Here is a 24,507-nt window from a genome sequence, read left to right as displayed (position 1 = left end):
GCGGTTTGATATAGATAGGGCAATCGCTGCGACTCGCTAACGGCATGGCGGCGACTGAGAGACGCTGGAGCGCTCCCGCTGAACGGGAGTATAACTATGGCCGATACGATCGAAGTTGCTCGCTTGCGGGAATTGCAGAGACAGGCTCGAGAGCAGGGCGAGAAGAGCAACAGCATCACCGCGCGAATAGCCCATTACGCCAGAGCTGACGCCTATGCGGCCGAGATCGAAGCGATGCAGGTTGTCACAGCGTGACGGAAGAAACGCCAGCACCCAACCCGCGCGAGGGGGCAATACGGGGCATTTCCGACGCGCTGACGTTGACAGATCGCGTCGGCGACACGCTTTTGACCGCCATGTTGGCGGACTGCTTGGACGTAGCGATTAAGCATCGCTTCGACGTTCCATCGAACCAAGTCGGTCACTCTCTTGATCATCTTCCCGAGCCGAAGAGTGACGCGCTGTGAGACCCTCCGCTTTCGCCTATCGGGAGCATTGTCATGATATTTGACTCTAATTGGGTGCTTGAGCCGCTCGTCCGCAAGCTCGATCTAAGGAACAGGCTGCTAACGGTTGATAAGGACGCCATCCTCGGACTACCCTCAGTTGTGAAGAGTATCCGGCGCAATGACTTCGTTGTGAAAGAGGGCGAGAAAGTCTCGCAAGCCTGCTTTCTTATGTCCGGGTTCGCTATGCGTAACAGGCTTGTCGTAAATGGCCGGCGACAGATCCTGGCCATTCATATGAAAGGCGATCTGGTCGACCTACAGAACTCCTTCCTTGGAGTCGCCGATCATAGCGTTCAAACGCTGACAGATTGCGAAGTTGCGGTCATTCCTGCGGCGGCTATCAAAAAGCTTGCGTTTGACTTTCCTCGCGTCGGCCTTGCTCTGTGGATTGATACGCTCATAGACGGGGCGATTTTTCGCGAATGGATCGTCAATGTCGGTCGGCGAGATGCCGTTACGCGCATCGCGCATTTGTTATGTGAGTTATCCGTCAGGCTTGAACTTGCAGGGTTAGGCGAAGCTTTGCGTTACGAGCTGCCGTTGAGCCAGGAGCAGATCGGAGATGCGACCGGCCTGACGTCTGTGCATGTCAACCGCATGCTAAAGGAGCTGGTCGCGGAGGCTTTAATCAGTCGAAACGGCAGCCGGTCACTGGTGATAGACGACTGGCAGCGGCTGGCAAAACGGGCTGAGTTCGATCGAAATTACCTTGATCTGCGCACCCGCGCAAACGCCTAGCGGCGGGACCATCGAGCTAGCTCCCAAGATCGTCGCTCGTCATCTCATGAACGCCCTGCGCGACGACGCCTTCCGTCACGACCAGCGACGCGACGATGACAGAAGGTGTCACCCACGGCTTGCGCTCGGTCATGCCTCAGGCTCTTCGGCATGGGCCTTCTTTGCATTTTGCGCAAAGAACTCGGCCGTTCCCGCGATCGACCGGCCGAGAATGGCGAACGTCGCCATTCCGTCCACTGTCGAAAAGGCTTGCGGCTTGTTATCCGCCGATATCGACAGCACGACATAGGCCAGGGTGTCTTCGGGCAGCGCGTCAAGATGTTCGGACGCGCGTTGTTTCAGGTCGTTCATGTGTTCCTCCGTAATGGTGAGTTCGTAGCCAAAGCCCCGGATGGGCTTGATCTCGACGCCTTTGGGCAGTTGCCGGCGCAGGAGGCTGATCTGGACGCTGACCGTGGACGCGCCGCTGTCTGGGCCACTCCCGGCTATTGCGATCGCAAAGTGGCTGGCCCGGCCGCGAGAGCAGAGCAGGTGCAGGATGCGCAGCCGATACCCGACGATCGGGAGCAGCTTGCCGCGCCAGTAGGCGGCGTCGGGGTCGATCTGGACCGTCAGCGGACCGCGGCTAACCCGCTGCGCGCTATGCGCCCCGCACTCGCGGCAGACGGTCACGGCGTGCAGCCACTCAGGATCGCGACCAGTTCGACGCCCCAGCTGCGGAGCCGGACTGCCGACGCGGTCACAGTGTCGAGATCACGCCGTGCGTCGCCGGTCAGCTTGCCGCTGATCTTCGGCGGCTCGGCCGGGATCGCCGACCGCTTCACGCACGGCACCGGCACCGGCCGGTCGATCGTGACGGTCCGCACTTCGACGGCCGGGGAGCCGCCGCCGGGCGCGCTGCGCAGGCGGATAGGCAGGCCAGCGCGAGCGCGGCCGAAAGCAGTCGGATAGTCATAGGTCACCTCGCTGGTTCCAGAACACGTCGCTTGGCGGGCATTTGTCCGCGCCGGGCCGCACAGCCGCCGCAGACGCGTCGAGCGCCTTCGCTCGCACCTCCGCGGCCTTGCCTGCCTCCTGTGCCGCCGCCTGCGCCTTCAAAGCCGCCTGCTTCCGCTGATCGCCCAGTGACGCGAGATCGCTGACCATGCGCGACTGGATGTCGAGTTCGCGTTGGACCGAGCCGAGCGACTGCCGGGTGATGGCGTGAGCCTGTTCCTCGCTCTTCAGCTTCGCAGCCGTGGCATCCGCCTGGGCCTTCCACTGTCCGGCGCGGATATGTTCGCGGACGCCGTAGATCGTCGCGATCGTCAGCAGGATCGCCATCACGCCGCCGAGGATCTTCTGCGGCAGCGAAAGGAGCGAGAGGCCCATCATCGCGATGCCCCCGTTCCGTCGCCGACGTTCACGTCGCCGTTGTCCGTCGTCGCGACCGGCGATCGGGCGGACGGGAAACGGAGGACGCCGATCAATCCGCCGGTGACCGTGCCGAGGCCAAAGACCTCCATCTTCCCCATGACCTCGGGCACCCATGCGGCAATCAGCAACGCGACGATGATGACGAGAACCAAGGCGGTGAGGGTCGCGATGTACGCGACCAGCTGCTCGCGCGCGGTCATGCGTTGATGCCCGAAGTGTAAGTCGCGCCGTGCGTACCGAGCGTCATGGTCAGGACCGAATTGACGCCCTTCGAACCGCCGCGCTTGGCAGTGCCGCTCCACGAGACGTGAACCCATCCCGACCCGGCGACGCCCTTGCGGTAGTTTTCGAGAATCACCTGATCGAAGGGGAGCGTATCGCGGATCCACTTCGCCAAGTCCGCATTCGACACGCCTTCGATCTCGATGTCTGCGGCCTGGCCCTTGCGATGCTGCGACGACGGCTTCGATCCGACCGTCGCGTTGACCTGCTGCGACCGGAAGCCGCTATTGACCCGCACAGCCTTGCCGAAGTGCGCGCGCACCGGCTCCAGCACGTTGAGACAAAGCGCGGTCAGCGCCTTCACCTCGTCCGGGTTCGGCGCGTTCGGCAGTTTGTGCGAGGTGGCCGTCATTTCGGCCAGGGTGAAGTGCGGGGACAGCCGAATGCTGCCGCCGGCGGATGCCGTCGTCATGATTTTTTTCCTTTCATCGCTTTCGCTCGCGCTTCGGCGTCAACCACGAGGATCTGGCGAGCGAGCGCTACCCAATCAGACCACGGGCCTTCCGCGTTTTCGTTGTCATTCCGGGGGGACCAAGGGACGTAAAAGCTCGGCAACCATACCGACCGCTGGATGCCGCACCGCTTTGCCCCTTGGATGTATTCGGGGAGGTGGCCTTCGATGTCGTCGTCGGACACGGCAGTGCCGCCGCCGACTGGTGCCGTCGTCATGGTCGTTTCTCCGATGTCGATTGGTTCAGTCTGGCTTGGTGCCCGTTGCGATGATTTTCGCACCGGCCACGGCGCCCTTTTCCGCAGCCTCCGCCAACTCCTGCTCGGCACGCATCTTGCGGACCTCGGCAACGACCTCCGGGATATTGTCGGGGCGCTTTTCGGCCATCCACAGGAACGCAGAGAGGCATGCTTCCAGATTGCGGACTTTGTGCCGGCTGAGCATCTCCGCCGCTTCGTGCCGCGCGCGCTCTACCTCCAGCTTGGTCTCGTATAGCTCGCGCTGGCGTTCCATCTTGTTTTCGAGTTCGCGGCGATCGTCCGCGCGACCGCTCCGCTCGCGATCGAGCTGCTCTTCGACGCGCTCGACCCGAACCAGCAACGTATCGCGGAGGCTTTCTTCCTTCTGCGCAGCGGCGTTCCGCTCGCTTTCCTCAGCCTGCGTCTCCAACTCCTTCATCTTCGGGCGCTGGAGGGCGACGATCCGGCTAAGCTGGATCACCCCGCCGATTGCCAGGATGCAGAGAAGCCACCCGCTGGCTGTGCTTCGCGAGACGAGCGCGGCAATCGTCGCCTCCATTATGCGATCGTTCGCGCTGATCGGCGTACGTGCGCCGAATGCATAGGCCCGCAGGCCCGCGGAAGCAGGTTCATGGTCAATCCTTTCGGTAGATGTCAGCGGATCAGGCCGACCAGTTCCAGTTGATCGCGTCGAAGATCGCCTGCTTCGCACTGGCGGTGGTCGCCAGCTTGATCGACCGGATGGCCTCCAGCTCGGTCGCCTCCCAGTCCGACACCTTCGTCTCGACCACATCGATCCTCGCCTCGATTTCAGCGATGATAACGTCGATCGACACGCCGCGCTTGGCAGCCTGCGATCTCGAAAAACGAAATCGCTTCTGCTGCTGCGCCGCCGTCAGCGCCTGAAAACCGGGTAGGAACAGCGACAGCGCGGCCGATAGCGGTTGCACGACCGGGATGCCCAGCGCGCCGGTCAGCGACCGGAAGTCCAGCACCTCCTGCTGCTTGCGCGAGTATTTCTTCTGCTTCCCGTAATTTTGCGAATAGACGCCGCGCACCAGCGCTTCGTTGGTCGCCTTGATGCTGACGATCAGCCGCGCTTCCAATTTCGCCGCATCGATCTCGTACAGGTGCGTCGTGGGGTTCCATGCCATGTCGGGAGTGACCCCGCCCATATCCTGCTCGCTGATCGCCTGCGTGGCGGCGTTGAAGGTGATCCCGGACTTGGCGAGGCGCGGATCCTCGGCGTAGCTGCCGAGCAGCGCGCCCGTCGAGGCGGTGTAGCGATGAAAGATCATGGCTGGCTCACCGTAAAGGTGCCGGACCAGTCAGCTGAGATCGAACGCAACGAAAATTCGCGGCGCAGGAAGAAGCCGACGACATAGGTGGTGTTCGCCGCAAGCCCCGTCTGCGTTTGCTCAATGTAGAGGCTCCCCTCGTCCGGCCGCTCGAACTGGCCGGGCGACGACGACGAAAAGCCGGACACCGGCCCTTGCGAGAAGCCGGTGAACGGCGCGCTCGACTCTGTCGGCCGATATCCAACGTATGCGGCGATGCTGAAATTATATGGTTGGGTGCCGCCGCCGCCGCCAGAAGCGTTCGCGAAGTAGGAAAGCGCCAGATTCGCGGCAAGCTGGCCGCTCGCATTCGTGCTGATCGTCAGCGTGGCCACCGGGGAGGCTGGATAGGTCGTGGTCGTAGCCTGGAGTTGTCCAGTCGGCGCCGACGAGAGCGAGGTGGCGCTTGCCGGGGGCGGGGCGTCTTTCGGTCGGGTCCAGTTGAAAGACTGATCTTGCGGAGTGACGCCGTTGAACGATCCGCGGACCGTTGCTTCCCCGGCCCCGGTTACGTCGGTGATCGTTACCTTGCCCGATGCATCGACGGCGACCGAAGCGCTGTTTGACGCACTGGTGATACTCCAGGTGGCCGCGCTGGTATGATCCTCGGTGCCTGTCTTATAGTTTGCCTGCACAAATTGCGGCTGTTGCCCGGCCTTCACCACGCCATTGCTGTCCGCCGCGAACGTCAGCGACGCCTTGTTCAGCGACACGACGCTGGGGCTGACGCCGGCCGCGCCGTCCGTGCCGGAAATACGCTGCGGCGACGTCCAAGGAGTGAGCTGCACGCTTTCGCGGAAACGCGCCGACGACTGCCAGATGAAACCAGTTCCCGCAGGCGGACCGTCGCTCCAGCCCGATGGAGGGTTGCCGGTGTTTGTTGCGGGCGTGGGCGGCACGGTCGATGCCCGAATAAATACCTGCGACGGGCTGATACCGTCCTCGCCGGTGCCGTCTTCCCCGACCACCCGGATGGCGGGGCCGTAGGTCGCTCCATTGTCGTTCGACTGCCGCTGATACACGTCGCCTTCGGCATAAGTGTCGTGCCAGCCGTTCGTGCCGTTCACCGACCACTGCACGCGCAACAGCGGTGCGGACGCGCCGGGCTGGCCGTCCAAGCCCGAGATGCGCTGCGGCGCCGACCAAGCCGTCAGCTGGGTGGAGCCGCGGAACTGTGCCGACGATTGCCAGATATAGGCCGTGCCAGCAGGAGGGCCGTCCGACCATCCCGGTGGAGGATTGCCCGTGTTCGTCCCCGGCGTGCCCGGAACAGTCGCCGATCGAAGGAATATCTGGGACGGGCTGATGCCGTCGATGCCGCCTTCCGCCGCCTCGCCAACAACTCGGACCGCTGCCCCATAGGTGACGCCATTGTCATTCGACTGGCGCAGATACAGGTCGCCAGTTGCGAACGTGTCGTGCCAGCCGCCCGTGCCCGTCGTAGACCACTGCGTCCGCAATAGAGGTGCGCTCGCACCGTCCAACCCGGAAATCCGTTGCGGCGTCGACCAAGGCGTCAACTGGACCGTTCCGCGGAACTTCGCCGAGGACTGCCAGATGTATGTGGTCCCGTCTGGCGGTCCGTCCGACCATCCGGGCGGGGGATTGCCGGTATTCGTGGTCGGCGTCGTCGGTACGGTCGCCGAGCGGCGAAAGATCTGGGCCGGGCTTATGCCATCGGCGCCGACACCGTCCTCGCCATCCTCGCCGATCGCGCGGACGGCGGGACCATAGGTGACGCCGTTGTCGTTCGATTGCCGCAGGTAAAGATCGCCAGCCGTATAAGCGTCGTGCCAGGTGCCGGTGCCGTTGACCGACCATTGCGTGCGGAGCAGCGGCGCGTTGTCGCCGGCCCGACCATCGAGGCCGGAAATGCGCTGGGGCGTAGACCACGGCGTAAGCTGGACGCCGCTGCGGAACTTGGCGGACGACTGCCAGATGAGATCGGTGCCGGCGGGGGGACCGTCGCTCCAGCCCGGAGGCGGATCACCAGTATTGCTCGTCGGGGTCGCAGGGACGGTCGCCGCGCGACGGAATATCTGGGATTGGCTAACGCCATCGACGCCGGTTCCCGACTCCCCGACAACGCGGATTGCCGGACCATAGCTTGCGCCATCGTCGTTCGACTGGCGCTGATAAGCATCGCCATCGGCATAGTCCGCGTGCCAGCCTCCTACGCCGTCAATCGACCACTGCGTTCGAAGGAGCGGCGCTGACTGACCATCCCCCCCGGCCTGCGCAAAAACGCGCCAGTATTGGTTGCGCGTCGCCGGCAGGGAAGGTGGGGCGTTCCCGGTCGATGCTTCGTCCGCCGCATATTCCCACGTCGAACCCTCGTATTGCGCAAGGTCGCCCGCGCCATAGGATGTGGCGTTGTCGTAAGCGCCGCGCGGAACCAGAACGATCGCCGTGACAGGTAGAGGCGCTGCCTTGCTCAGCCCTTCGACAGACAGCGACAGCTTGCTGACGCCTTCCCCCCGCTCGATCGAGAAATCCTTGAAGAACCCGTAGATCGTCAGGAGATCGAGGCCGGCACCGCCGATCCAGAGCGACGGGCGCGCGCGCACCGCGGCGATCCGGTTCGCGACCTGATCGATTGCGCTCGTGCGGATCAGAGCGTTCGCGGTCATCCGCTTCGCCCAAGCGCGCTGAACGACCTGAACGTCGCCGAACTCGTCCTGCACCTTGCGGCTGTAATCGGTGATGCCGGCGGTCGGCGACGTCTCGGTGACGCCCAGCTTGACGACCTTGCCGACGAGCAACGTGCCGACCTCTACCGTTCCGCTGCCGGTCACAGTGACCGTCACCACGCCCGTGGTCGACGGCATATCAAGGAAGGTGACCGTGCCTTTGGTCGCCGCGCGCGTCTCGTCGTAGCCGGCCGCTTGCACCCGGACGGTCGCGGCGACGACGTCGATCAGCGCAATTGCATCCGCCGCGGTGACGTTCAGATTGACGACCAACGGCGAGGGGGTTGACGTAGCGGTACCGAGCGCTTGGTCGAACATCGCCCAGCGGTTGGTGGGGCCGATGTCGATCCATTCGCCGGTGAGCGCGGCGGGGTCATGGTTCAGGTTGCCGCCGTTTGCGCTTTCATAGACCCGGTGAGTCGCGGCCTTCAGGACGCGCGCAGCCTGCGGGTAGGACGTTCCTGCCGACCACTCCGCATATTCGGTTTCAGCCGCAGTGCTGCTCGCCAGCGCGCTGTCCGTCACCGTTACCGGCTGGAGTAGTTGCAGCGACGACGACATGCCCGGTGGGGCCGGATCGCCGCCGATGTCTGGGACGATTTCGGTCTGGGCAAGGCCTTCGATCGTCAGCGTGCAGAAGCTGAGCGGGACCAAGGCCGCGTCGATCGAGAAATCCTTATAGAACCCCTGAACGCTCAGCCATTCGGAGGCGCTATCGGCGATCCACAGTGCGGAGGTAGACCGGAGATCCGTCAGCCGCTGGTGCAGCGTATCGACGCCGGACGCGGGGACGGCGAGCCGCACGGAAAGGCGGCGGCTGAAGCTGCGCTCAACGACCGTGGTCACGCCGAACTCGTCGGTCACCCGCCGGCTAAAATCCGTGATGCCGATCGTCGGGGTCGCCTCGGTCGTGCCGAGTTCAAACTCGGCGCCATTAGCTACGACCCTCATGCCGCGTCAGCCTGGACTATCGAGATCGCATCGCCGCCGCTTTGCGTCGTAATATCGTCCATCTTGCGGGCAATCTTTTCGTTGCTTGCGGCAATGCGTCCGAGCGCCGCATTCGTTTCCTGCCGGCTCGTCGCCATCTCAGCGCGCAGATCTGCAACGGCGAGCGCGGTGTCGTCGTTGGCAGCGGCCGGCGTGGCGGCCTGCACCGCAGCCGCGTTCGCCAGCGCAGACGTCGCGGTGACCGGAGCGCTGCCCGACTTGGTCAGCGCGGTGATCGCGCCGTAGGTCGCCTCTAGGCTCGCCGCAGTCTGGGCGCGGATACGCTCCAGTTCCTGACGACTGGTCGCCGCGTTGCCTGCCGCGGTCAGCAGCGCTTGTGAGAGACCGGGCAGCGACTTAGCGGCATCCTGATCGCCGCCGCGGGCCGCGATGTTCGCAGCGTTGAACTGGCTCAGCATCTGGGCAAAGCCGCCGCCAGTCGCCGTGTCGTTCAGCCCCCGAATGCGCTTGATCTCGGTCATGATCGTATCGCCGACCGACTTCCACGCGTCCGCGAGCGCCTGAGCGGTCTTCGCCGCTTCCTGCGCGTCCTGCATGTCCCAGATCTGCTGTTGCAGAGCGCGGTTGCTGGGATCGACCTTCGCCAGATCGAGCGCACGAATAGCCGCGGTGTCGCCGCGCAGCTGGAGTAGCTGGCGCTGGAGATCGTTGCGCTCGCTCGCGATGTCGGCCGCGCTCTTGGCGCCCTCCATCGACGCTTGCAGATCTGCGAACGCAGGGGCGAGCTGGAGCAGCGTGGCATAGGTCGCCTGACCCGCCGCCGTGTTGAGGTTCTGGGCCTCGACGAGCGCCCGGAACCCGGCCAGCGACGAAGGCATCGACACGCCGAGGCTGGCGAACACCTTCGTGAACTGCGCCGTCTTCGCCGCGGCCTGCTCTTCCGAAGTGTAAAACGCCTCGAAATACGAGCCGACCGCGCTGGTGAAGTCGCTGATGCTGTCGAACTGGTCGGCAAGGCCCAGCTTGGCGTCGATGCTGAGTTGGGGTGCCGCGCCTGCCATTTGGTCGAGCGCCGTGGTGACGGCCTCGGCAGTGGATGCAACGCGGACGAGCGTTTCGAACAGGCCCTCGCCAACCTTCTGGAATTGCTGAAGGCCCGGGAAGGCGGCGTTTGCCATGCCGTCCGCCGCCTTGCCGAACACCGCCGACAGCTTTTCTTGGATCTCGGTGCCCGAGAGACCCTGCAGATCGATGCGGCCGATATCGACCACGAAGCTGCGCAAGCGGCTCTGGATATCGAGCGTCGATTCTGCCGAGCGGGACAGCCGCCGCGGCGATCGCGTCGTTGAACGAGCGCAGGATCAAAGAGAACTGATTTTCGAGGTTCGGATCGGCGCCGCTATATTGCGTCGAATAGCTGGTGCCCGTCGTGATCCCGAAAAACTTCTTCTTCTTCTGGATGTCGCTGTAATACGACGCATCGAAACCGCCATCGAGGATCGACCCGACCGACTGCGCGCCGCCGTACAGGCCGCTGCCGGTGACCGTCGTCTTCGATCCGAATAGGCCGCCAAGGATGCCGCCGATCAGCGGGATCTTGCTAAGCAGGCTGCCGAAGCCGTTCATCTTGAACCCTTCGGTCACACCAGCATTCGCGTTGATGTCACCGGACCGGGCCACCAGCGATGCGACGCCACCGATCTGGTTGTCGATCGACCGGAGCGACGCGGCCATCTGGCGCGAATAGCTGTTCTGGAGCAGGTCGACTTCGCGCAGCGCATCGATCGCGTTCTTGATCGATTCCGACTTCGCTTCAGGATCGCCGAGAACGCTGCCTGTACCGGTGTTAGATACAGGGCGACCGGATGCCCCGCCGGCCCCGCCGCCGCCGCCGACCACGGCGATACCGGCTGCAACAAGCGCGGCAGCCGTTGCCGCCATTGCGGCGATATTGGCCGGGAAAGGCAATTTTGATTGAGTGGCGATGCCCTCGGCGCCGGCCGCAGCAGACCGGGCCGTCGAGTTGGCGACGAAGCCAAGCGTCTCGGCGGCGTTCTGGATCATGGCCTGCAGCGACATCGCGAACTGTGCGACGCGGTAGACCTTCTCCGCGGCGGCGAGCGCCTGATACCCTTTCGAGCCTTCCTTGAAAAACCCCTTCGCGGCGCCGACCATGTCGCCATACGCGGCAACCTGCGCGCCAGACGATTGCAGGGCGTAACGCCTGTTCTCGATCGCCAATTTGATCTGATTGTTCCCGGCCTTCGTCACCTCGGCATTGTGGACCGCCTCGGCGCGCGTCCGCTGTGCCTGATAGTCGGCGAAGATCGCGGCGACCTCGCCGATCGCGCGGCCGGATGCCCCGAATGCGTCCGCCATACCGCGCGCCGCCGAGGCGACCTTGTTCGCGATGATGTCCCACTCGTCCGCCGTTTGGGTCAGGGATGCGTTGTAGGCGTCCTGCGCTTGGGCATTGATCACAGCCTGAGCCGCGACGTCGCCCATAGTCTTCACGTAATCAGCGGCGTCCTTACCTCCCCAGCCGATCCGGGCTGCTTCCTGCGTTGCCTTCATCGTCGCGAGCGCTCGCGCGCGGGCCTCGTCGGTCGCACCGATCAAGCGAAGCTCTTCCTTGGCGAGAGCCAGCGACTCATTCGCCCCGTCTCTCGCGGCGAGCAGGCTGGCTTGCTTCTGAGCGTCGGTCAGCGCCACACGGGCCGCACGCTGCTCGTCGAGCGCCCGCGTTGCCGCTGCGGTGGCATTGATGCCCTTTTGACCCGACACCTGCTGGGCGGCTTCCACTGCGGCAAGGAGGGACAGGTCGGCAATACGATCGCGCAGTAACTCGCCCGCCTGAGCCGCAGGCGTGATCCCGGCACGCACCGAGTCATTCACTTGTTGCTGGATGGCTGCTTCGTCGCGCATTGCCGCCGCACCCGCTGCCGCGCTTTTCACGCGTTCGGCGATAGACAGGCGGATTTGACGCTCCACCATCTCTTCGATGTCCGCGCGGCCCTTGATGGCTGCGGACTCCGCTTTGACGCGGGCCTCAGCAATTAGCGCAGCGGCACCCGACACGCCGTAGGCATCAGCCAATTCATAGAGGTTTCGGATTTGAGCTTCGACGGCCTCTGCCTCACGCAGCAACTGCTCGGCATGCTTGTCCGTCTTCTCCGGGCGATCGAGTTTGATCTCATTCGCCTGCTTCCGCAGATCCTTGAGCTTGTTCGACCCGATCTGCTTTTCGACATCGGTGCCGAAGCGCTTCAGGGCGCCGTTGGCTTCATTGAACGCGCCGGTATAGGCATCGCCTGCCGCTGCCAGCATGCCATCGATACCTTTACCGGAGAAGCCTGCTTGAACGACCGCACTGACCGCGCGGAATGTCCCCACGAACTCGGCATAGATACCGGCGAGCGTCAGACGGCCCAGCTTCGTCATAAAGTCTAGCGCGTCAGAAAAGTATTGTTTGACGTTGCCCATGTCGAACCCGACCCGCTGGGCGATGACCTGGAACGTGGCCTTGATCACATCGCCGGAGGTCACTGTCGTGTTCTCGAGCTTTTTGATCTCGTCTCGCGTCAGGCCGAGGCCGGCAATCATCGCCTTCGTATCGACGCCCTTCGATACGGCGCGATCGAACAGGAGGAAACCGCCGACCGCTGCGCCGACGAGCGCGATTATCGGCAGGAATGGGGCAGCCAGCGCCACTAGGCTGGCCGCCATGCCACGCAGCCCAACGCCGGACGACGCCGCGATCTGGCCGATCTGGGCGCCCTGTTGCGCGAACACGGTCATGGGCTTCTGTCCGCCCATCAGCGACACGATCACATCGTTGATCTGATAGCCGAGGTTCAGCATGTCGTGCCGCGCCAGCCGATTGGCGGTTCCTACCTTCCCCGTACCGACCTCAAGCCGGTTCATTTCGCCGTTCAGCGTGCGAATGCGAGCGGCAAGTTCCGTCAGCCCCTTATCTTCGGCAGCTACTGCGCGCAGCTCTGCGCGCATGTTGCGGATCTCGCTCGCGCTCTTGCCGAACACGTCCACCTGCCGCTGCATCTGGCGGACCATAGCCTCGCCCGATTTTTCGGCCTGATCGGTTTCGCGCTTGATCGCCTGCATCTCGCGGGTGAGGGCGTTACCGAACGAGCGGATTTCCGCGGTGGAGCCGCTAAGGCCGAACCCGCCGCCCAGCGCCTTCTCCATTTGCTGGGCTTCGCGGTAGACCGTAGCCGCCGTCTCGCCGACGATATCGTCGAGCGTGCGCAGCTGGCCGAACGCATCGCCGAAATTGATCGCAAATCCTACCTCAAGGGTAGGCGAGCCGTCGTCCATATGGGTGGCCTCCACGGCTGGCTGACCGCGGCAGGCGCGTCAGGTATCGAATTTGCTTTTGTGTCAGCGGCGCGTGCTAGAACCGTCCGGGTAAAGGGAGGCAGCACGATGATTCTCGCGATGACGATGGCGGCAGCGTTGGCACTGAACGGGGACGAAATCCCATCAGCGAAAGAGGTGATAGAGCCGTCGTTCCGGAAGCTATGGTCATCTCAGCACGTCGGCTTGATAGATCAAGGCGTAGGGCGGGCCGAAGCGCGCCAGGTGTTTTCTTGGGGAGTGCTTCAGACTCAGCTAGGACGCTGCGAAAAGGTGACCAGCGCAGCAGATTTGAAATTCTGGCGGGGTTATATGCGGACGTCTCGCACGCGATCGGTGCCGCTGCTGCGCAAGATGATCTCGTACGGCGACGCGAATTTCGCGCAAGGCCGCGCCGAAGGTATCGGCGAACTGTCGCCGGCCGCCTGTAGCGTGACCATCGCCTCCCTAATATTGGAGGTAAAGCGGGACGACTAGCCGAGCAGCTCTTCCAACCGCGACTGCTCGACCTCAAGGTTACGGGCAGTCCAAGTGCCGCGCCACGGCGGTGGGCAATTCTCGCTTTCTGCTCGACTGCCTTCCGATAGGTACGCGACGGACAGGCTCCGTATAAGCCGCACTTCCCACGGCATCAGATCGATGCCGGTCAGTCTCGTCCACGCGTCGATCGTCGACCAGCTGAGAGGCGCCACGCCCATCCCGGCCTGCTCGTTCAACCCGATCTCGACCAAACGATCGACGATATGCGGCAGCGGGTTGGGCGGCATCTGCGGCTTGATCTTGTCGGCTTTAAACCGAGCAAGTCGCGAAACCTGCGCCACCTCGGCGCCGATCTGAGCGCGCTTCGTGCGATCGTCCGGCTTGGGCGTGGCATTGAGCCACGCCATCTGCCGGACAACCAGTTTCAGATCGCGTTCGACTTGGGCAAAAAATTGCCCCAATCCTTGATCTTCTTGTTAATCTGCGCCGGGATGTAGCCGAGTTCAGGATCGGCATAGACGGCCTGAAACAGTTCCGAGCCGGTCTTGTCATCATAGGTCAGATTTTCGAACTCGATCGTGACCTCGGCCAGATCCTCGGCCAGTTCCTGCCGACGCTCGTCGGCGGTCGGAGCGGTCATCTTGCCGTCATTGTCGTTCATGCGCTTCAGGAAGCGCGCGCTCTGCCGAGCCTCGACGGCGCTGAACGGACGACTGCCGGGGCCGTGGATCTTGATCTGGACCTTCTTACCGTCGTCGTACAGCGGCTCGCCGGCTGCGTTATTGACGTGGATCGTGGCGGTCGGAGCGACCTTGAGAGATTTTGCGTCCATTGGAATTTACCTCGCGGGCTGTAGGGGTTGCACCGACACCACCACGCGCCCGCGACAGCGGGGCAGTGTCGGTACATAGGGGGTAGGCCGACGTCGCGGGCGCCGGAACCGGGTGTTAGGCGGCGGGGCCGCGCACGACCTTCGTGCAGATCTCGACGGTCGGCATCGCCATCACGACAGGGTCGGCGCCATCGACGGTTTCCGGCCAGCCGAATACACGGCCTTGAAAATACCGCTTCGCGCCCGACTGGTACGTGACGCAGAACGAGTAGAGGGTGTTGTTCTCGTTATCGGCCGCCGTCTTGAACAGCGTCTGGCCTGCGTCGGAATCGTCCAGCGCGAACGACGGCTGAAGCGAACCATAATCGGCGCTGCCCTTCAGCTTTTCCTTCGCGCCGTCCAACGGCTGGAACTCGGTCTTTGCGAAGGTCGCGCCGATCGTGCCGATCTTTTCGCAGTTTCCGCCTTTGGTGTAGGTCAGCGTCGCATAGCCGGCGACGTCCTTCGTGGCAGGGGTGGCGACACTGATGCCGATCGTCGAACCTGCGCCGGTCATTAGACCCATGATCATTCTCCTTGGTGATGAGCCGTCGCGGTCCGGCGGGAATCCGCCCGGCGGGTGCCGGGCGAAACTGGTTATGCGGGCTTGTCGCCCTGCGGTTTGTCGGTGGGCTTCTTCGAAGACGGTGCTTCGTCTTCCTTGATCAGCCCTGCGGCGCGATAGTTCGCGATGGTGCCGTCATCGGCATCGATCGGCGCGTCGGCGGCGAAGAAACGCTCGGTGCCGGCGTCGGTGAAATCACGCGCAGCGATAGGGGGATTGGCGGAACTCATGGTCTTCTCCTTCAGGTTGGATCGTCAAACGAGACGCGGAAATCCTGCGTTCTTTCGAACGAGTTGCCTGGGCCGCGCAGATTGGGGCCTTGGCCAGCTGTAAGGATCGCGACGTTCGCGCCCCCGCCGATCGCGCCGATCATGCCGGCGCAGCACTTGCGCACCAGTCGGATGATCTCGCGGCGTTCTTGAGAATTGTTCGCGCGGACCTTCACCGCCACGCGCTCTGTCACCCGGACACTCGAACCGCGCTCAAGCTGCTGTCGATCGACGGAACTGACGCTGGTCACCAGCAGGTTGGGGATAGTCGCGCTGTCCGGCAGTTCGTCGAGCATGATGTTCTGCGCCTCGACGAGCGCCGTGAGCGATGCGCATTCGCGAAGCATGGTGCCAACGATCTCGTCGCCGGTCATTCGTCATCACCGTTCTCGGCGGTCCCGACTATTCCAGCCGGCGTAACGCGGCTGTTGATATAGCCCTGCGCAGCGGCGATGGCCTCGCTTTCGTTCGCGTCGAGCGCGGGCCGTAAAAACGGGTGGGCGTCGGTGCCGGGGTGGTACACGGTCTTGGCGAACTTGCCGTTGATCGCGAGGGCCTTGGCGCCGCCGAGCCGGTTGATCCGCCTTACGCTTTTTCCGCCCCGCTGCTCGTCCGCCACGCTGATGTAATGCGGCAGTGTCCCGTATTCGAGCCAAGGCGCGATGTAGGAGCCGGGGCCTTTCACCTGGACCTTCGCAACGACGGTCGTGTCGCCGCGCTTGGCGGCGGTGCGAACTTTCACCGCGGCGCTGACTTCCGCCGAAATCGACCGTTGCTTGGCGTCGTCCGCGACGACGGTGGCTGCAGCGCGAGCCGCGCCGCGCAGAAGCTTGGTTTCGATCTCGGCAGGCAGTCCGGTGATGAACCGGGCGACCTCGGTGCGGCCTTTCAGCGAAGCCATCACGCACCGTTCCCGGCTAGGCTGAAGTCCTCGACCATAAACTCGATTTCTTCTTTGAAACCGATCTCAGCCGGACCAGATATGATCTGCATGATCCGGCTCCCCATGACGAACCGCATCGCGGTTGTTATATCGGTTCGATAGTTCATGCGGACGCGCGCCGGACGCGTTGCGAGATTGATGCCGCCGTCGAACCGTTCCCCGCGGCTCGGTAGAACGTCCTGCACTTCCGCCCACACGCCGCCGACAGCCGTCCAAGTTCCGGACCCGGCACCTGTCAGAGCCGTGTTCGGCACCGGCTTTTCGATTGCGAGGCGGCGATTGTACCGACTTGCGCGGCCTTTCCCGACGCTCATACGAGGGCCAGGACGAAGGTTTCGCACTGCTTGCGCGCGGTTGCTTCCGACTTTTTGAACAGGTCGCCGCCTTCGCGGTCCTGATCGTAAGCCGTGATCAGCATCAGCATGGCGCGCTTCAGATTGCCGGGGATATCATCCTCGTCCCCGTAACCGGCTCGGATGGTCACGCTGAACAGCTGCTCGCTATCAACGAACGGCCAAAACGATCCGGAAGGCGGCAGCACCCGCGCAGGCCGGCCGCTGATATCGAGCCGGCCGGTCGCCGAGACCGGCGTGTCGTCGGCGCCAATATACGCGACAGCCGGGACAGCATCCGCCTTGATCGGCCACGCCTTGAGCGTCACCGGGCCGAACCCGCGGAACTGTTCGGTCACATCCCGCTCTTCAAGGATATGACCGGTTTCCCGCTCGACCCATGCGACAGCGTCCGCGACCCAATCTTTCAGTTCGTCGTCGCGGCTATTGTCTTCCGGCTCGATCCGGAGTTGGCGCCGGACACGCGGGAGCAGACCGATAAGCGCCATAGATCACCTCGCTCGTCGGGGTTTTGGAGTTGGTTCGCCACTCACCAGCCCGCGATGGACTGGGAGGCGGTGATGACAGTGTTCGCCTGGATAGTCTGTCCCGCGATCAGGAGGTGGACGCCATCGTTGTTCCAAGGAGCATAGGGCGCAGTGTTCGGGCACGCAGCGTCTCCGCCCAGCGATGTGGCCCAGATGTTTGCGAAGCCGTCCACCCCGAGCTGTGCCCAGTTGGCGACGATCTCGGTGGCCCACCCGCTCGCTGGAGGCGTGTAAATGTCGGTATGGTCGATGGGACCGCATGCGATCTGCTTGCTGTTTCCGGACCCCCACGCAGCCTTGCGGGCGGTAAAATAGTCCTTCGTCTGCTGGGACAGCGTACCCGACGCCGGGCTGGTGAGAGAGCCAACTGGGAGCGCCCGCGAGTTGTAGAAGTTCTCGAATACATGCCGGATCGGCACGGCGTATCGGGTAAACAGCCCGTCCAGTTCAGAGGGGGCCTTCGTGAGATTGTTTGCGGCAGTGATGCCACCAATCGCGTAGCACCCCCACGCGCCCACAGGATAACCCAAGCCGGTGGCGACAAGCTGCTGGTATGTACTGTTGATCCCAGCGCCAATAGCCTGCGTTGCGCCAACACCCACCGAACGACTGTCCCCGTCGATTGCGAGGAACTTGCCGAATGTCTTGGCTGGGTGCGTCTGCGCGAAATACGTGTCCATGTACGCCTGGATCGCGCGTACTTCTGCGACACTTTTCTCCCCGGCGAATACGAACAGGCGATGAAGGCGCAGCTTGGCCAGTCCCGACCCAGCACCGTTAGAGAACAAGCCTATGTCCAGTGGCGTTGTGCTAGGCGTGGCGGCGTTGTCGGTGCTGGTTGGGATGTTAATATTGTCGCTACTGAATGGCTCACCGTAGACGAATGTGCGGCCCAGATTCGAGGTTGATCCTCCAAGCGTAGTGGCATTGGTGGCCGTATAGGCGATGGTCGTGTAGGCCGTAGCTGGGTGAGTGATAGTGCTGCGACCGCCGGTTACCATCCCGACCTGCGCGCCATCTGCCGTCATATACAGCCGATTGTTGCCGCCCGCCCCAAAGAAGCAAGACTGAGAAGCGGCCTGCACCTGATCGACCACCGCGAATACCGTGTACTTCCGAGTATCCAAAGTCGTCTTGAGGATGCCCATATCGGCCGCGAGGCAGCGCATACCGGAGGCGTTGCCGGTGACGAATTTCTTGCCGTTGTAGCCGCCAGTGGTTCCCAGCTTCGGGTTCGTGTTGAATGCGGTAAAGGCAATACCGCTCTTTGCGTCGGTCCACGTCGGGACGTTGGAATTGTCGGCGCCGGTAAGCGTCTCAGGGTCGAGGTCGAGGACCATGTTGTCGAAGGCGGCGGGAAGGCCCGATGCTGCCGATACGGTGGCCGCGATCAGGTTTGACGCAACGGCACCGGCGAACTCTTGATACGTCAGCGCACCCGATGCCGTAGAAACGTAGGTCAGCGCGGTGCTGACAACTGTTCCAGCCAAGCGCCACTCGCGTCGGTCGATCGAGCCGTTTGCGACTGTTCCGGGTGTCGCGGTAAACGTCTGGCCCGCGCTGGCGCTTGCGGGCGCAACGGTCGGCTGTGCTGAAAACGTGGGCGTAGCGACCGCCGCAACGGTGACAGACCGGATCGTAGAGCCGACAGACCCCGCGAACTCCTGATATGTGAGCGTACCGGCGGCGCTGGGCGTAGCTGTTAGCGATGTGCTGATCGTCGTGCCGCCTAGCTTCCAAACGCGCGAGGTGACAGAACCGTTTGCGACGATCCCGGCCGTGGCGGTGAAAGTCTGTCCGACCGTGCCGGTTGATGCGCTGAGCGTTGGCTGCTGCGTGAACGAGGCCACAGGATTGCCGGTCTGGCCGGGGTAAGGGCCAACCGGGGCGCCCGGCGGGAAGATCGCCTTGCTCGGGTTGACGACGACGTAGCCGCGGGAACGGCCTGCTGGTTTACGTGCCATGATCGTTCCTCGCGGCTGGTCGGTTTACTTGGGCTTCGCGGCGTGCGGCTTCGCTGCTGCCTTCAGCGCATCGCGCTCGGTCGTCAGCGTGTCGCGTTCGGCGGTCAGTGCCGTCACCGTTTCGAGCGCAGTGGCGAGTTCGCCGCGCGCGGAATCGCGAGACTGAACCTCGTCGTTCATCTGGCGGTGCGCCTCGTCGCGTTCCTGCGTCAGGGCAGCGATCGTCGCCTGAGCGGTCGTCAGGTCGGCCCGTGCTGCGTCAAGGTCGCCCTTCAGCCCCTCGATTTCGGCGCCGAACGTAGCCTTGCTGTCTGCCAGCGAGGCGAGCGTGTTGTCCGCATCGACCTTCGTCGCTGGCTCGGCCTTGGCGCGGGCCTCAGCGCTGTCGCGCCATGCCTGTTCGGCCGCCTCGTCGTACGGCCCGAGGACCTTGTCGTTGAACAGGTGCTGGGCGTTGCCCGGCTCGTCGATCTCGCGCGGCTCGCCAACTTCATAGAGGTGGTTTGCGTCGCCGATATGCTGAGAAAGCGTCGTGAATTTCGTCATCATACTCTCCGAAAAAACGGGCGGCCGGTTAAGGCCGCCCGGAGGTTACCGCAGGGGTGGGCGGAGGTTAGAAGGTGCCCTTGATCAGCGCGGCTGCGCGCTTCACGGCCAGCGCGACGCGCTCTTCGCATCGCATGGTCAGGAGGTTCTTTTCGAAGTCGTCCGCGTTTTCGGACGAGATCAGAACTTCCGGCGTCAGGCGATCGTACAGGGTTGCGGCCTGCTTGAAGGCGCCGACGAGGAAGTTGCCCACCGTCATCGACTGCGTCTCGGCGATCGGCTTACCCCACAGGGTCGGGCCGGCCATCTGCAGCGGGTTGGCAAAGATATACCCGCCCGCGGCATCCTTGGTCAGTTCGATGTTCGCCCAATCGACCGGGCTGAGAACCGCGCCGTCCGGCGGGTACAGCGCGAGGAACGCCTGAAGATACGCCATACGCAGCTTGTCGATGCTGGTCAGCGGTGCGGTCGCTCCGGTCGGGAGGGCATACGGCGTCGCCTGCGGCATCAGGCCGTACAGGTTCTCGCCGGTGCCGTCGCCGAGCAGGATCTGCGCGTCCTCGACCAGCTTCAGGCCATACCGCATTTCGGCATCGACTTCGGCCTGGAGCCGGGGAGCGTCATCCATCGTCTGACGGGTCAGCTTCGCCAGATGGGCGATCGTCTTCACGTTGGCAGTGGCCTTCGTCCAGCCGTAGTTGCTGTACGGCTTGGTCGTGCCCTCAGCGACCGGGGCCGCGGCGTTCGTGCGCACGCTCTGCTTCGGATATTCGACCGAGCCGGTGGTGATCGGCATCACGGTGAGCAGATCGCGCAACACGACGTCAGGCCGGCGAGGAATGCCGACCACTTCGGTCTCGCGCTGGCTCATGATCAGGCCACCGCCGGAACCGCTGGCGGTCGTGATCGCCTTCAGTTCGATCCGGAGCGAGTTGCGCTCCTTGCTCGCCAGTTCCTTGATGCCATCGGCTTCGGCGACCTGCTGGCCGTAGCTCTTGGTTTCGCTGCCGCCTTCGCCGGCCGGACGTGCCAGCTTCTGATCAAGGTCGTCGAGACGACCCTTGACCTCGTTAAAGCCGGTCATCGCCTGATCGGCGAGTTCCTTGGCGCTCTTGGTCATGTCCTCGCCAGCGCGTGCGCGACCGATGGCGTCCTCGGCGATGGCCTTCACCTCGTCGAACTTCTTGTCGAACAGCGCCTTCGTTTCGCTCGCCAGCTCGGTCGCGGACTTGCCTTCGTGACCGTCCGGGCCGCGCATGTAGCGGCCACGCGACCGCTCGACAGCCGACATCGGCCCGAGCAGCGCCATCGCGCTGCCCATCAATCCAAATTTACGCATTTCATTCTCCGGGGATATTGGGGGGTAGTGTGAGGTCAGGCGCGAAACTGCGCCGCCATTGCCGACCAGAAGTCGGCGTCGGGTTCACTGCCGGGCTCACCCCGGAGCAGAGAGGACAGGCCTTTGCCCGCGATCGCGGAGGCCTGCGTCTTCGAGAACCCTGCCTCGCGCAGGAAATCCTCAAATTGCGGGAGGGTCGGCATTCCGCCGTCCTCGATAAGCGACTTGATCTGGCGCACGACGGCGCGGTCGTTCATGCCGACCGGCACCAGCGACACCTCGTGCAGCGCCAGTTCGTGCAACTGGCGGACCTTGCCCTCGAACTTGTGCCGGATCGTCTTGTAGCCGATCGACAGGCCCGGCAGCGCGCCGGCCTCGGCCAGCGCGTGCGCCTCGCGCCCGGCGGCCGACTTCATGGCGAAGCGACCCTCGACATTCAGCGATTGCGGGTTTTCGTCGAACTTCGCCCACGATCCGACCGGCTGCTTGTGATCGTGAAACAGGAGCATCGGGACGCTGGTGCGCCCGGCGATCGCCTTCGTCAGCGCGCCGGGCATGATCACGTCGCCGCCGTGATCGATGTTGCCATAGCCGGCCGCTACACCGGAGATGTAGCCCGCCTCGTCGATCGCTTTGATTTCGAAGCCGTAACCTAGTTCACTCATTGTGGTTCTCCAGCGGTGGCCCGCCGTTGTCACCGATGCCGCGACCGGAGAGGGGTTGATCCTGCATTTGGCGATAGATGACGTCGCCGCCGGGGACGGGGGCAGCCCTTCCAGCGCCCGAACCTCGTTGACCGTCATGAACTGCTTCATCAGGTCGTAGTATTTGGCGCGGCCGAGACTGTCGGCGCGCAGGAAGCCTTCAAGGTTAAACTTGATCGATATGCCGTTCCGGCGATCGCCTCGGGTCAGCAGCTGCTTTTCGAGCGCGCCTTCGATGCGCTTCAGCCGCTTGTGCATCTTGAACTTCACGAGCGAGAGCGTCTGATCGCCAATGCTGCTGCCGAGCTTCGTGTTTCCGGACGTGATACCGACGAGGTGCGGATCGACTTCGAAGATCTGGCAAACGATCTCCATGCCGAGGCGGCGCGCTTCGATCATTTCGGCATCGACCGGGCTGATCGATAGCGGCGTCCACTTCAGGTTGTTGTCCAAAAGCATCGGCCGACCAGCGTTATGGGCGCCGACGAACTTGTCCTGGAGCAGGGTTTCAAACGTTTCGCGCTGCTCCCTGTCGAGGCGCTGGTCCGTAGAAAGAACGCCGCTCGACCGCACCCCGTTCGAAAAGATCGTAGAGGCGGACGATTCCGTGGCCTGCGCCGAGCCAAGCGCGCGGCGATACAAGGAGAGGGTGGATAGCCCGCCCAGCGCGTCGCCGCCGCGACCGCGGATATGAAGCATCTCGCTTTGCGTGCGGACGTTGCTCCGGCCGTTCGCCCACCAGCGGTACTCGATTACGCCGTCGAGCCGGCGCTTTGCGGTGATGATCGTCGGATCGACGGGCGTAAGGGAGACGAGGGCGCCGTCTTCGCGGCGATCGAGCGTCGCATAGGCGTTCCCATGCCATTCGAGGGAATCGATCAGGTATTCCCAGAAGTCGAACGCGCTCTGGTCATAGTTCGGGCTGTCGTGGAGCAGCCAGTAAAGCGGATGATCCGGCGCCGCCGTGTCAACGCCGTTCGGACCTTTGCGCAGGACGTGCAGCGGAAGCCCCGCAATGTTACCCGACCAGAACGAGACGCATGCGCCGGCCGCCGATAGGCCGACTGCGGCACCGGCCGAACCGGTGGTGGCGTCGCTATAGGTCTGGATGGAAACGCGGTTCGTCTCGAAATCATTCCGGTTCGCAGCGACGGCTTCGCCAGGGAAACCGCTGACGACGATGCCTTTGCCCGGTCCGACACGCTCCGCGCGCCACTTGTTTTCGTTTGCCGCGGCTCGGCTCGACAGCCGATAGCCGTCAACCATAGCTGGCGATCCAAGCATCAACGTTGCCGGCGGTGGCTTCGGGATTTCGCGACATCAGCATCACCCCGTTGAAAAGTGCGATCAGAGGATCGATCTTCGCCTTGCCGGCGACCTGCTTGGTGATCAGGACGGCATTGCCGCGCTGTTCGGCTTTGGCGTTGCCGACGCACCAGTTCATGAGTTCCTGATCGGCGTGGATCAGGGTGCCGTCTTTCAGCTTTCGCTCCGATCCCCACACAGCGGGGGACAGCCGGAAGCCCTGCGTGATTGCCAGCATCTGCTTTTCCGTGAAGCCGCGTCCGACCAGCTCGTCGACGATCGCGGCGATGCCCGCAGGATCGAGCCCGATCGCGTATTCGTCTGGGAATAGCCCGGCGTCGTTCACCCGCTCCAGTATGTCTGCGAGTTCGATTAGATCCTGCGTTGCCGTTTCACACTTCGTCAGCGTGCCCTCGGCTATAAAATCCTCAAGCCGCGAAACGATGTCTTTGCGGCGCTCGAATACGTCCAGCTGCGCCCAAGCATGCGACCACGTCAGCCACTGCTTCGTGATCCGGTGCCTTCCGATCAGCGTCAGACCAAGCAGATCGTCCAGTCCGCCGCCATCGACTCCAGCGCACGCGACCTCGACGATCTCCAGAAACTGTTTAAGCGATCCGTCCCAGACTTCCGGCACAGCCGTCGCGCCCAGCCAGTAGAGTGCCCCGGCCCAAGCGTCGTGCCGAAGCCCGACACCGATCTCCACGTTCAAATGTTTCGCGTAGAACACGGCCTTAGGGCCGTCTGCTTCGTGATCTGCCTCGGCCGCTTTCTCTTCCAGCCACTCTTGCGTGACGGATCGGCCGATGTTCGGGTTCGTGACGTAGAAGTTTGCGGGTTTCAGATGGTCACCGGCCGCGACCATCTCGTCCGGATATTCGTAGAGGACCGGCAGCTTGCGGCGATCCTCGATGATGCCGTCGCGGACGTCCCGGAAATAGTTCAGCTTCTGCTTGAAGACGCCGGCCGGGGGTTTGTCCGACTGCGTCGTCAGATAGATCGTGTAGCCCTCCGGTCGGCTGACCTGTCCGCCGGTCGCTTCCTTCAGCATTGAGTCGGCGCCGTTCATTTCGCCGAACAGCCAAAGCTCGTCGATGAGTACCCGGCTGGCCTTCTTGCCCGCGACCGTGTTGCTGTCCGCCGCGACGACCTTCAGCGTTGATTTCATCTCGCGGTGCGTGATGAGCCTGAGATGTTCCTGCGGTTTAAGCAGATCGCTTAGCTCTTCGTCCGCAGCGATCATGCCCATCGCAGGACCGAAGCTGTTGGACGCGACTTCCTTCGTCGGTGCCAGGATCAGATTTTCGTAATAGGCGCGGAACCCGCACGCCAGTTCGGTCAGCATGATGCCCGCGGCCAGCGTCGACTTGGTGTTCTTCTTGCTGATCAGCAGCATGTATTCGTTGATGAGCTGCCGGTTCGTCTCCGGATCGAACGCCCCGAAGACCGCCGCGGCGAAGTCGAGCAGCCATTCGTCGCTGGCTTCGCCGAACGTCGGCTGGCCGGGCAGGTCCACAATCTTCAGAGAACTGAACACGGCCATCTTCGCTTCGGCAGATGCCGGGAACAGCGGCGAGAACGGGATCAGCGAGCGCCGATCGCTAATGCGACGTTTCCAGTCGAGGCAGGCCGTCGACCAGACGGGCGCGGTCAA

General features: G+C 63.5%; 27 protein-coding genes. 4 read left to right on the top strand and 23 right to left on the bottom strand.

The annotated features are described in order from the left end of the window. Positions 1-96: 96 nt before the first annotated feature. Genes H5J25_RS13980 through H5J25_RS13970 form a run of 3 tightly spaced genes read left to right on the top strand, consistent with a single transcriptional unit; the run spans position 97 to position 1,247 of the window. On the top strand, positions 97-255 hold the full coding sequence (locus H5J25_RS13980) for a hypothetical protein (RefSeq protein ID WP_202091965.1): 159 nt from the start codon (positions 97-99) through the stop codon (positions 253-255). Further along, positions 252-467, top strand: a complete 216-nt coding sequence (locus H5J25_RS13975; RefSeq protein WP_202091963.1) for a hypothetical protein — start codon at positions 252-254, stop codon at positions 465-467. The genes H5J25_RS13980 and H5J25_RS13975 overlap by 4 nt, the downstream gene beginning before the upstream one ends. Positions 468-521: 54 nt before the next feature. Next, complete coding sequence (locus tag H5J25_RS13970) at positions 522-1,247, top strand: Crp/Fnr family transcriptional regulator (protein ID WP_225883126.1); 726 nt, start codon at positions 522-524, stop codon at positions 1,245-1,247. A 129-nt stretch (positions 1,248-1,376) separates the two neighbouring features. Here H5J25_RS13970 and H5J25_RS13965 read toward each other — a convergent pair whose 3' ends face one another. From H5J25_RS13965 to H5J25_RS13920, 10 genes are all read right to left on the bottom strand, one after another. After that, entirely contained in the window at positions 1,377-1,919 is a 543-nt protein-coding gene (locus H5J25_RS13965) for a response regulator transcription factor (RefSeq protein WP_202091958.1), read from the bottom strand. Continuing rightward, entirely contained in the window at positions 1,916-2,209 is a 294-nt protein-coding gene (locus H5J25_RS13960; RefSeq protein WP_202091956.1) for a hypothetical protein, read from the bottom strand. The genes H5J25_RS13965 and H5J25_RS13960 overlap by 4 nt, the downstream gene beginning before the upstream one ends. After that, positions 2,199-2,621, bottom strand: coding sequence for a hypothetical protein (locus H5J25_RS13955; RefSeq protein ID WP_202091954.1), 423 nt, complete (start codon positions 2,619-2,621; stop codon positions 2,199-2,201). Before H5J25_RS13955 ends, H5J25_RS13960 begins: the two co-directional genes overlap by 11 nt. After that, positions 2,618-2,863 (bottom strand): hypothetical protein, encoded by a 246-nt coding sequence (locus H5J25_RS13950; RefSeq protein WP_202091952.1) that lies wholly within the window; start codon positions 2,861-2,863, stop codon positions 2,618-2,620. The genes H5J25_RS13955 and H5J25_RS13950 overlap by 4 nt, the downstream gene beginning before the upstream one ends. Beyond that, a complete protein-coding gene (locus H5J25_RS13945) occupies positions 2,860-3,357 on the bottom strand; it encodes a D-Ala-D-Ala carboxypeptidase family metallohydrolase (protein ID WP_202091950.1) in 498 nt (165 codons plus the stop codon). The genes H5J25_RS13950 and H5J25_RS13945 overlap by 4 nt, the downstream gene beginning before the upstream one ends. Then, entirely contained in the window at positions 3,354-3,614 is a 261-nt protein-coding gene (locus H5J25_RS13940) for a hypothetical protein (RefSeq protein ID WP_202091948.1), read from the bottom strand. The genes H5J25_RS13945 and H5J25_RS13940 overlap by 4 nt, the downstream gene beginning before the upstream one ends. A 25-nt stretch (positions 3,615-3,639) precedes the next feature. Then, the gene (locus tag H5J25_RS13935) at positions 3,640-4,194 is read right to left on the bottom strand and encodes a hypothetical protein (protein WP_202091946.1); all 555 of its coding nucleotides are present in this window, start codon (positions 4,192-4,194) and stop codon (positions 3,640-3,642) included. Positions 4,195-4,297: 103 nt separating this feature from the next. After that, positions 4,298-4,933, bottom strand: a complete 636-nt coding sequence (locus H5J25_RS13930; protein ID WP_202091945.1) for a hypothetical protein — start codon at positions 4,931-4,933, stop codon at positions 4,298-4,300. Next, entirely contained in the window at positions 4,930-8,613 is a 3,684-nt protein-coding gene (locus H5J25_RS13925; RefSeq protein WP_202091943.1) for a hypothetical protein, read from the bottom strand. Before H5J25_RS13925 ends, H5J25_RS13930 begins: the two co-directional genes overlap by 4 nt. 396 nt (positions 8,614-9,009) lie before the next feature. Beyond that, a complete protein-coding gene (locus H5J25_RS13920) occupies positions 9,010-12,474 on the bottom strand; it encodes a phage tail length tape measure family protein (RefSeq protein WP_263973932.1) in 3,465 nt (1,154 codons plus the stop codon). 3 nt (positions 12,475-12,477) lie between these two features. Between H5J25_RS13920 and H5J25_RS20790 the strand changes: the two genes are divergently transcribed. Then, positions 12,478-13,464 carry a hypothetical protein gene (locus H5J25_RS20790; RefSeq protein ID WP_225883551.1) on the top strand — a complete coding sequence of 329 codons (987 nt, stop codon included), beginning with the start codon at positions 12,478-12,480 and terminating at the stop codon, positions 13,462-13,464. Here the strand turns inward: H5J25_RS20790 and H5J25_RS13910 are convergent. From H5J25_RS13910 to H5J25_RS13850, 13 genes are all read right to left on the bottom strand, one after another. Next, positions 13,461-13,928 (bottom strand): phage tail assembly chaperone, encoded by a 468-nt coding sequence (locus H5J25_RS13910; protein WP_225883125.1) that lies wholly within the window; start codon positions 13,926-13,928, stop codon positions 13,461-13,463. The two genes, H5J25_RS20790 and H5J25_RS13910, sit on opposite strands and share 4 nt — an antisense overlap. Beyond that, on the bottom strand, positions 13,892-14,299 hold the full coding sequence (locus H5J25_RS13905) for a hypothetical protein (protein ID WP_202091933.1): 408 nt from the start codon (positions 14,297-14,299) through the stop codon (positions 13,892-13,894). The genes H5J25_RS13910 and H5J25_RS13905 overlap by 37 nt, the downstream gene beginning before the upstream one ends. 115 nt (positions 14,300-14,414) lie before the next feature. Next, positions 14,415-14,864, bottom strand: coding sequence for a hypothetical protein (locus H5J25_RS13900; RefSeq protein WP_202091931.1), 450 nt, complete (start codon positions 14,862-14,864; stop codon positions 14,415-14,417). Positions 14,865-14,935: 71 nt separating this feature from the next. Further along, complete coding sequence (locus tag H5J25_RS13895) at positions 14,936-15,133, bottom strand: hypothetical protein (RefSeq protein ID WP_202091929.1); 198 nt, start codon at positions 15,131-15,133, stop codon at positions 14,936-14,938. 11 nt (positions 15,134-15,144) lie between these two features. Next, the gene (locus H5J25_RS13890; protein WP_202091927.1) at positions 15,145-15,546 is read right to left on the bottom strand and encodes a hypothetical protein; all 402 of its coding nucleotides are present in this window, start codon (positions 15,544-15,546) and stop codon (positions 15,145-15,147) included. Further along, a complete protein-coding gene (locus tag H5J25_RS13885; RefSeq protein WP_225883124.1) occupies positions 15,543-16,073 on the bottom strand; it encodes an HK97 gp10 family phage protein in 531 nt (176 codons plus the stop codon). Before H5J25_RS13885 ends, H5J25_RS13890 begins: the two co-directional genes overlap by 4 nt. After that, a complete protein-coding gene (locus H5J25_RS13880; protein ID WP_202091923.1) occupies positions 16,073-16,429 on the bottom strand; it encodes a head-tail adaptor protein in 357 nt (118 codons plus the stop codon). Before H5J25_RS13880 ends, H5J25_RS13885 begins: the two co-directional genes overlap by 1 nt. Beyond that, positions 16,426-16,956 (bottom strand): head-tail connector protein, encoded by a 531-nt coding sequence (locus H5J25_RS13875; RefSeq protein WP_202091921.1) that lies wholly within the window; start codon positions 16,954-16,956, stop codon positions 16,426-16,428. Before H5J25_RS13875 ends, H5J25_RS13880 begins: the two co-directional genes overlap by 4 nt. 41 nt (positions 16,957-16,997) lie before the next feature. Beyond that, a complete protein-coding gene (locus tag H5J25_RS13870) occupies positions 16,998-18,959 on the bottom strand; it encodes a hypothetical protein (RefSeq protein WP_202091919.1) in 1,962 nt (653 codons plus the stop codon). A 24-nt stretch (positions 18,960-18,983) separates the two neighbouring features. Beyond that, entirely contained in the window at positions 18,984-19,505 is a 522-nt protein-coding gene (locus H5J25_RS13865) for a hypothetical protein (RefSeq protein WP_202091918.1), read from the bottom strand. Positions 19,506-19,572: 67 nt separating this feature from the next. Beyond that, the gene (locus H5J25_RS13860) at positions 19,573-20,844 is read right to left on the bottom strand and encodes a phage major capsid protein (RefSeq protein WP_202091915.1); all 1,272 of its coding nucleotides are present in this window, start codon (positions 20,842-20,844) and stop codon (positions 19,573-19,575) included. 35 nt (positions 20,845-20,879) lie between these two features. Beyond that, on the bottom strand, positions 20,880-22,814 hold the full coding sequence (locus H5J25_RS13855; RefSeq protein ID WP_202091913.1) for a phage portal protein: 1,935 nt from the start codon (positions 22,812-22,814) through the stop codon (positions 20,880-20,882). Further along, positions 22,807-24,507 carry a terminase large subunit gene (locus H5J25_RS13850; RefSeq protein ID WP_202091911.1) on the bottom strand — a complete coding sequence of 567 codons (1,701 nt, stop codon included), beginning with the start codon at positions 24,505-24,507 and terminating at the stop codon, positions 22,807-22,809. Before H5J25_RS13850 ends, H5J25_RS13855 begins: the two co-directional genes overlap by 8 nt.

It is taken from the genome of Sphingomonas aliaeris (genome assembly GCF_016743815.1).
In the GTDB taxonomy this organism is placed as follows: Bacteria; Pseudomonadota; Alphaproteobacteria; order Sphingomonadales; family Sphingomonadaceae; genus Sphingomonas; species Sphingomonas aliaeris.
Note: the sequence above shows the minus strand (reverse complement) of the source record. Positions and strands in the feature narration are given on the sequence as shown.

What these genes read in the sequence shown, in the direction of transcription:
- H5J25_RS13980 (WP_202091965.1), top strand. Translation starts at nt 97, where the DNA reads ATGGCCGATACGATCGAAGTTGCTCGCTTGCGGGAATTGCAGAGACAG.
- H5J25_RS13955 (WP_202091954.1), bottom strand. Translation starts at nt 2,621, where the DNA reads ATGATGGGCCTCTCGCTCCTTTCGCTGCCGCAGAAGATCCTCGGCGGC.
- H5J25_RS13950 (WP_202091952.1), bottom strand. Translation starts at nt 2,863, where the DNA reads ATGACCGCGCGCGAGCAGCTGGTCGCGTACATCGCGACCCTCACCGCC.
- H5J25_RS13945 (WP_202091950.1), bottom strand. Translation starts at nt 3,357, where the DNA reads ATGACGACGGCATCCGCCGGCGGCAGCATTCGGCTGTCCCCGCACTTC.
- H5J25_RS13940 (WP_202091948.1), bottom strand. Translation starts at nt 3,614, where the DNA reads ATGACGACGGCACCAGTCGGCGGCGGCACTGCCGTGTCCGACGACGAC.
- H5J25_RS13935 (WP_202091946.1), bottom strand. Translation starts at nt 4,194, where the DNA reads ATGGAGGCGACGATTGCCGCGCTCGTCTCGCGAAGCACAGCCAGCGGG.
- H5J25_RS13930 (WP_202091945.1), bottom strand. Translation starts at nt 4,933, where the DNA reads ATGATCTTTCATCGCTACACCGCCTCGACGGGCGCGCTGCTCGGCAGC.
- H5J25_RS13925 (WP_202091943.1), bottom strand. Translation starts at nt 8,613, where the DNA reads ATGAGGGTCGTAGCTAATGGCGCCGAGTTTGAACTCGGCACGACCGAG.
- H5J25_RS13920 (WP_263973932.1), bottom strand. Translation starts at nt 12,474, where the DNA reads ATGCTGAACCTCGGCTATCAGATCAACGATGTGATCGTGTCGCTGATG.
- H5J25_RS13905 (WP_202091933.1), bottom strand. Translation starts at nt 14,299, where the DNA reads ATGGACGCAAAATCTCTCAAGGTCGCTCCGACCGCCACGATCCACGTC.
- H5J25_RS13900 (WP_202091931.1), bottom strand. Translation starts at nt 14,864, where the DNA reads ATGGGTCTAATGACCGGCGCAGGTTCGACGATCGGCATCAGTGTCGCC.
- H5J25_RS13895 (WP_202091929.1), bottom strand. Translation starts at nt 15,133, where the DNA reads ATGAGTTCCGCCAATCCCCCTATCGCTGCGCGTGATTTCACCGACGCC.
- H5J25_RS13890 (WP_202091927.1), bottom strand. Translation starts at nt 15,546, where the DNA reads ATGACCGGCGACGAGATCGTTGGCACCATGCTTCGCGAATGCGCATCG.
- H5J25_RS13885 (WP_225883124.1), bottom strand. Translation starts at nt 16,073, where the DNA reads ATGGCTTCGCTGAAAGGCCGCACCGAGGTCGCCCGGTTCATCACCGGA.
- H5J25_RS13880 (WP_202091923.1), bottom strand. Translation starts at nt 16,429, where the DNA reads ATGAGCGTCGGGAAAGGCCGCGCAAGTCGGTACAATCGCCGCCTCGCA.
- H5J25_RS13875 (WP_202091921.1), bottom strand. Translation starts at nt 16,956, where the DNA reads ATGGCGCTTATCGGTCTGCTCCCGCGTGTCCGGCGCCAACTCCGGATC.
- H5J25_RS13870 (WP_202091919.1), bottom strand. Translation starts at nt 18,959, where the DNA reads ATGGCACGTAAACCAGCAGGCCGTTCCCGCGGCTACGTCGTCGTCAAC.
- H5J25_RS13865 (WP_202091918.1), bottom strand. Translation starts at nt 19,505, where the DNA reads ATGACGAAATTCACGACGCTTTCTCAGCATATCGGCGACGCAAACCAC.
- H5J25_RS13860 (WP_202091915.1), bottom strand. Translation starts at nt 20,844, where the DNA reads ATGCGTAAATTTGGATTGATGGGCAGCGCGATGGCGCTGCTCGGGCCG.
- H5J25_RS13855 (WP_202091913.1), bottom strand. Translation starts at nt 22,814, where the DNA reads ATGGTTGACGGCTATCGGCTGTCGAGCCGAGCCGCGGCAAACGAAAAC.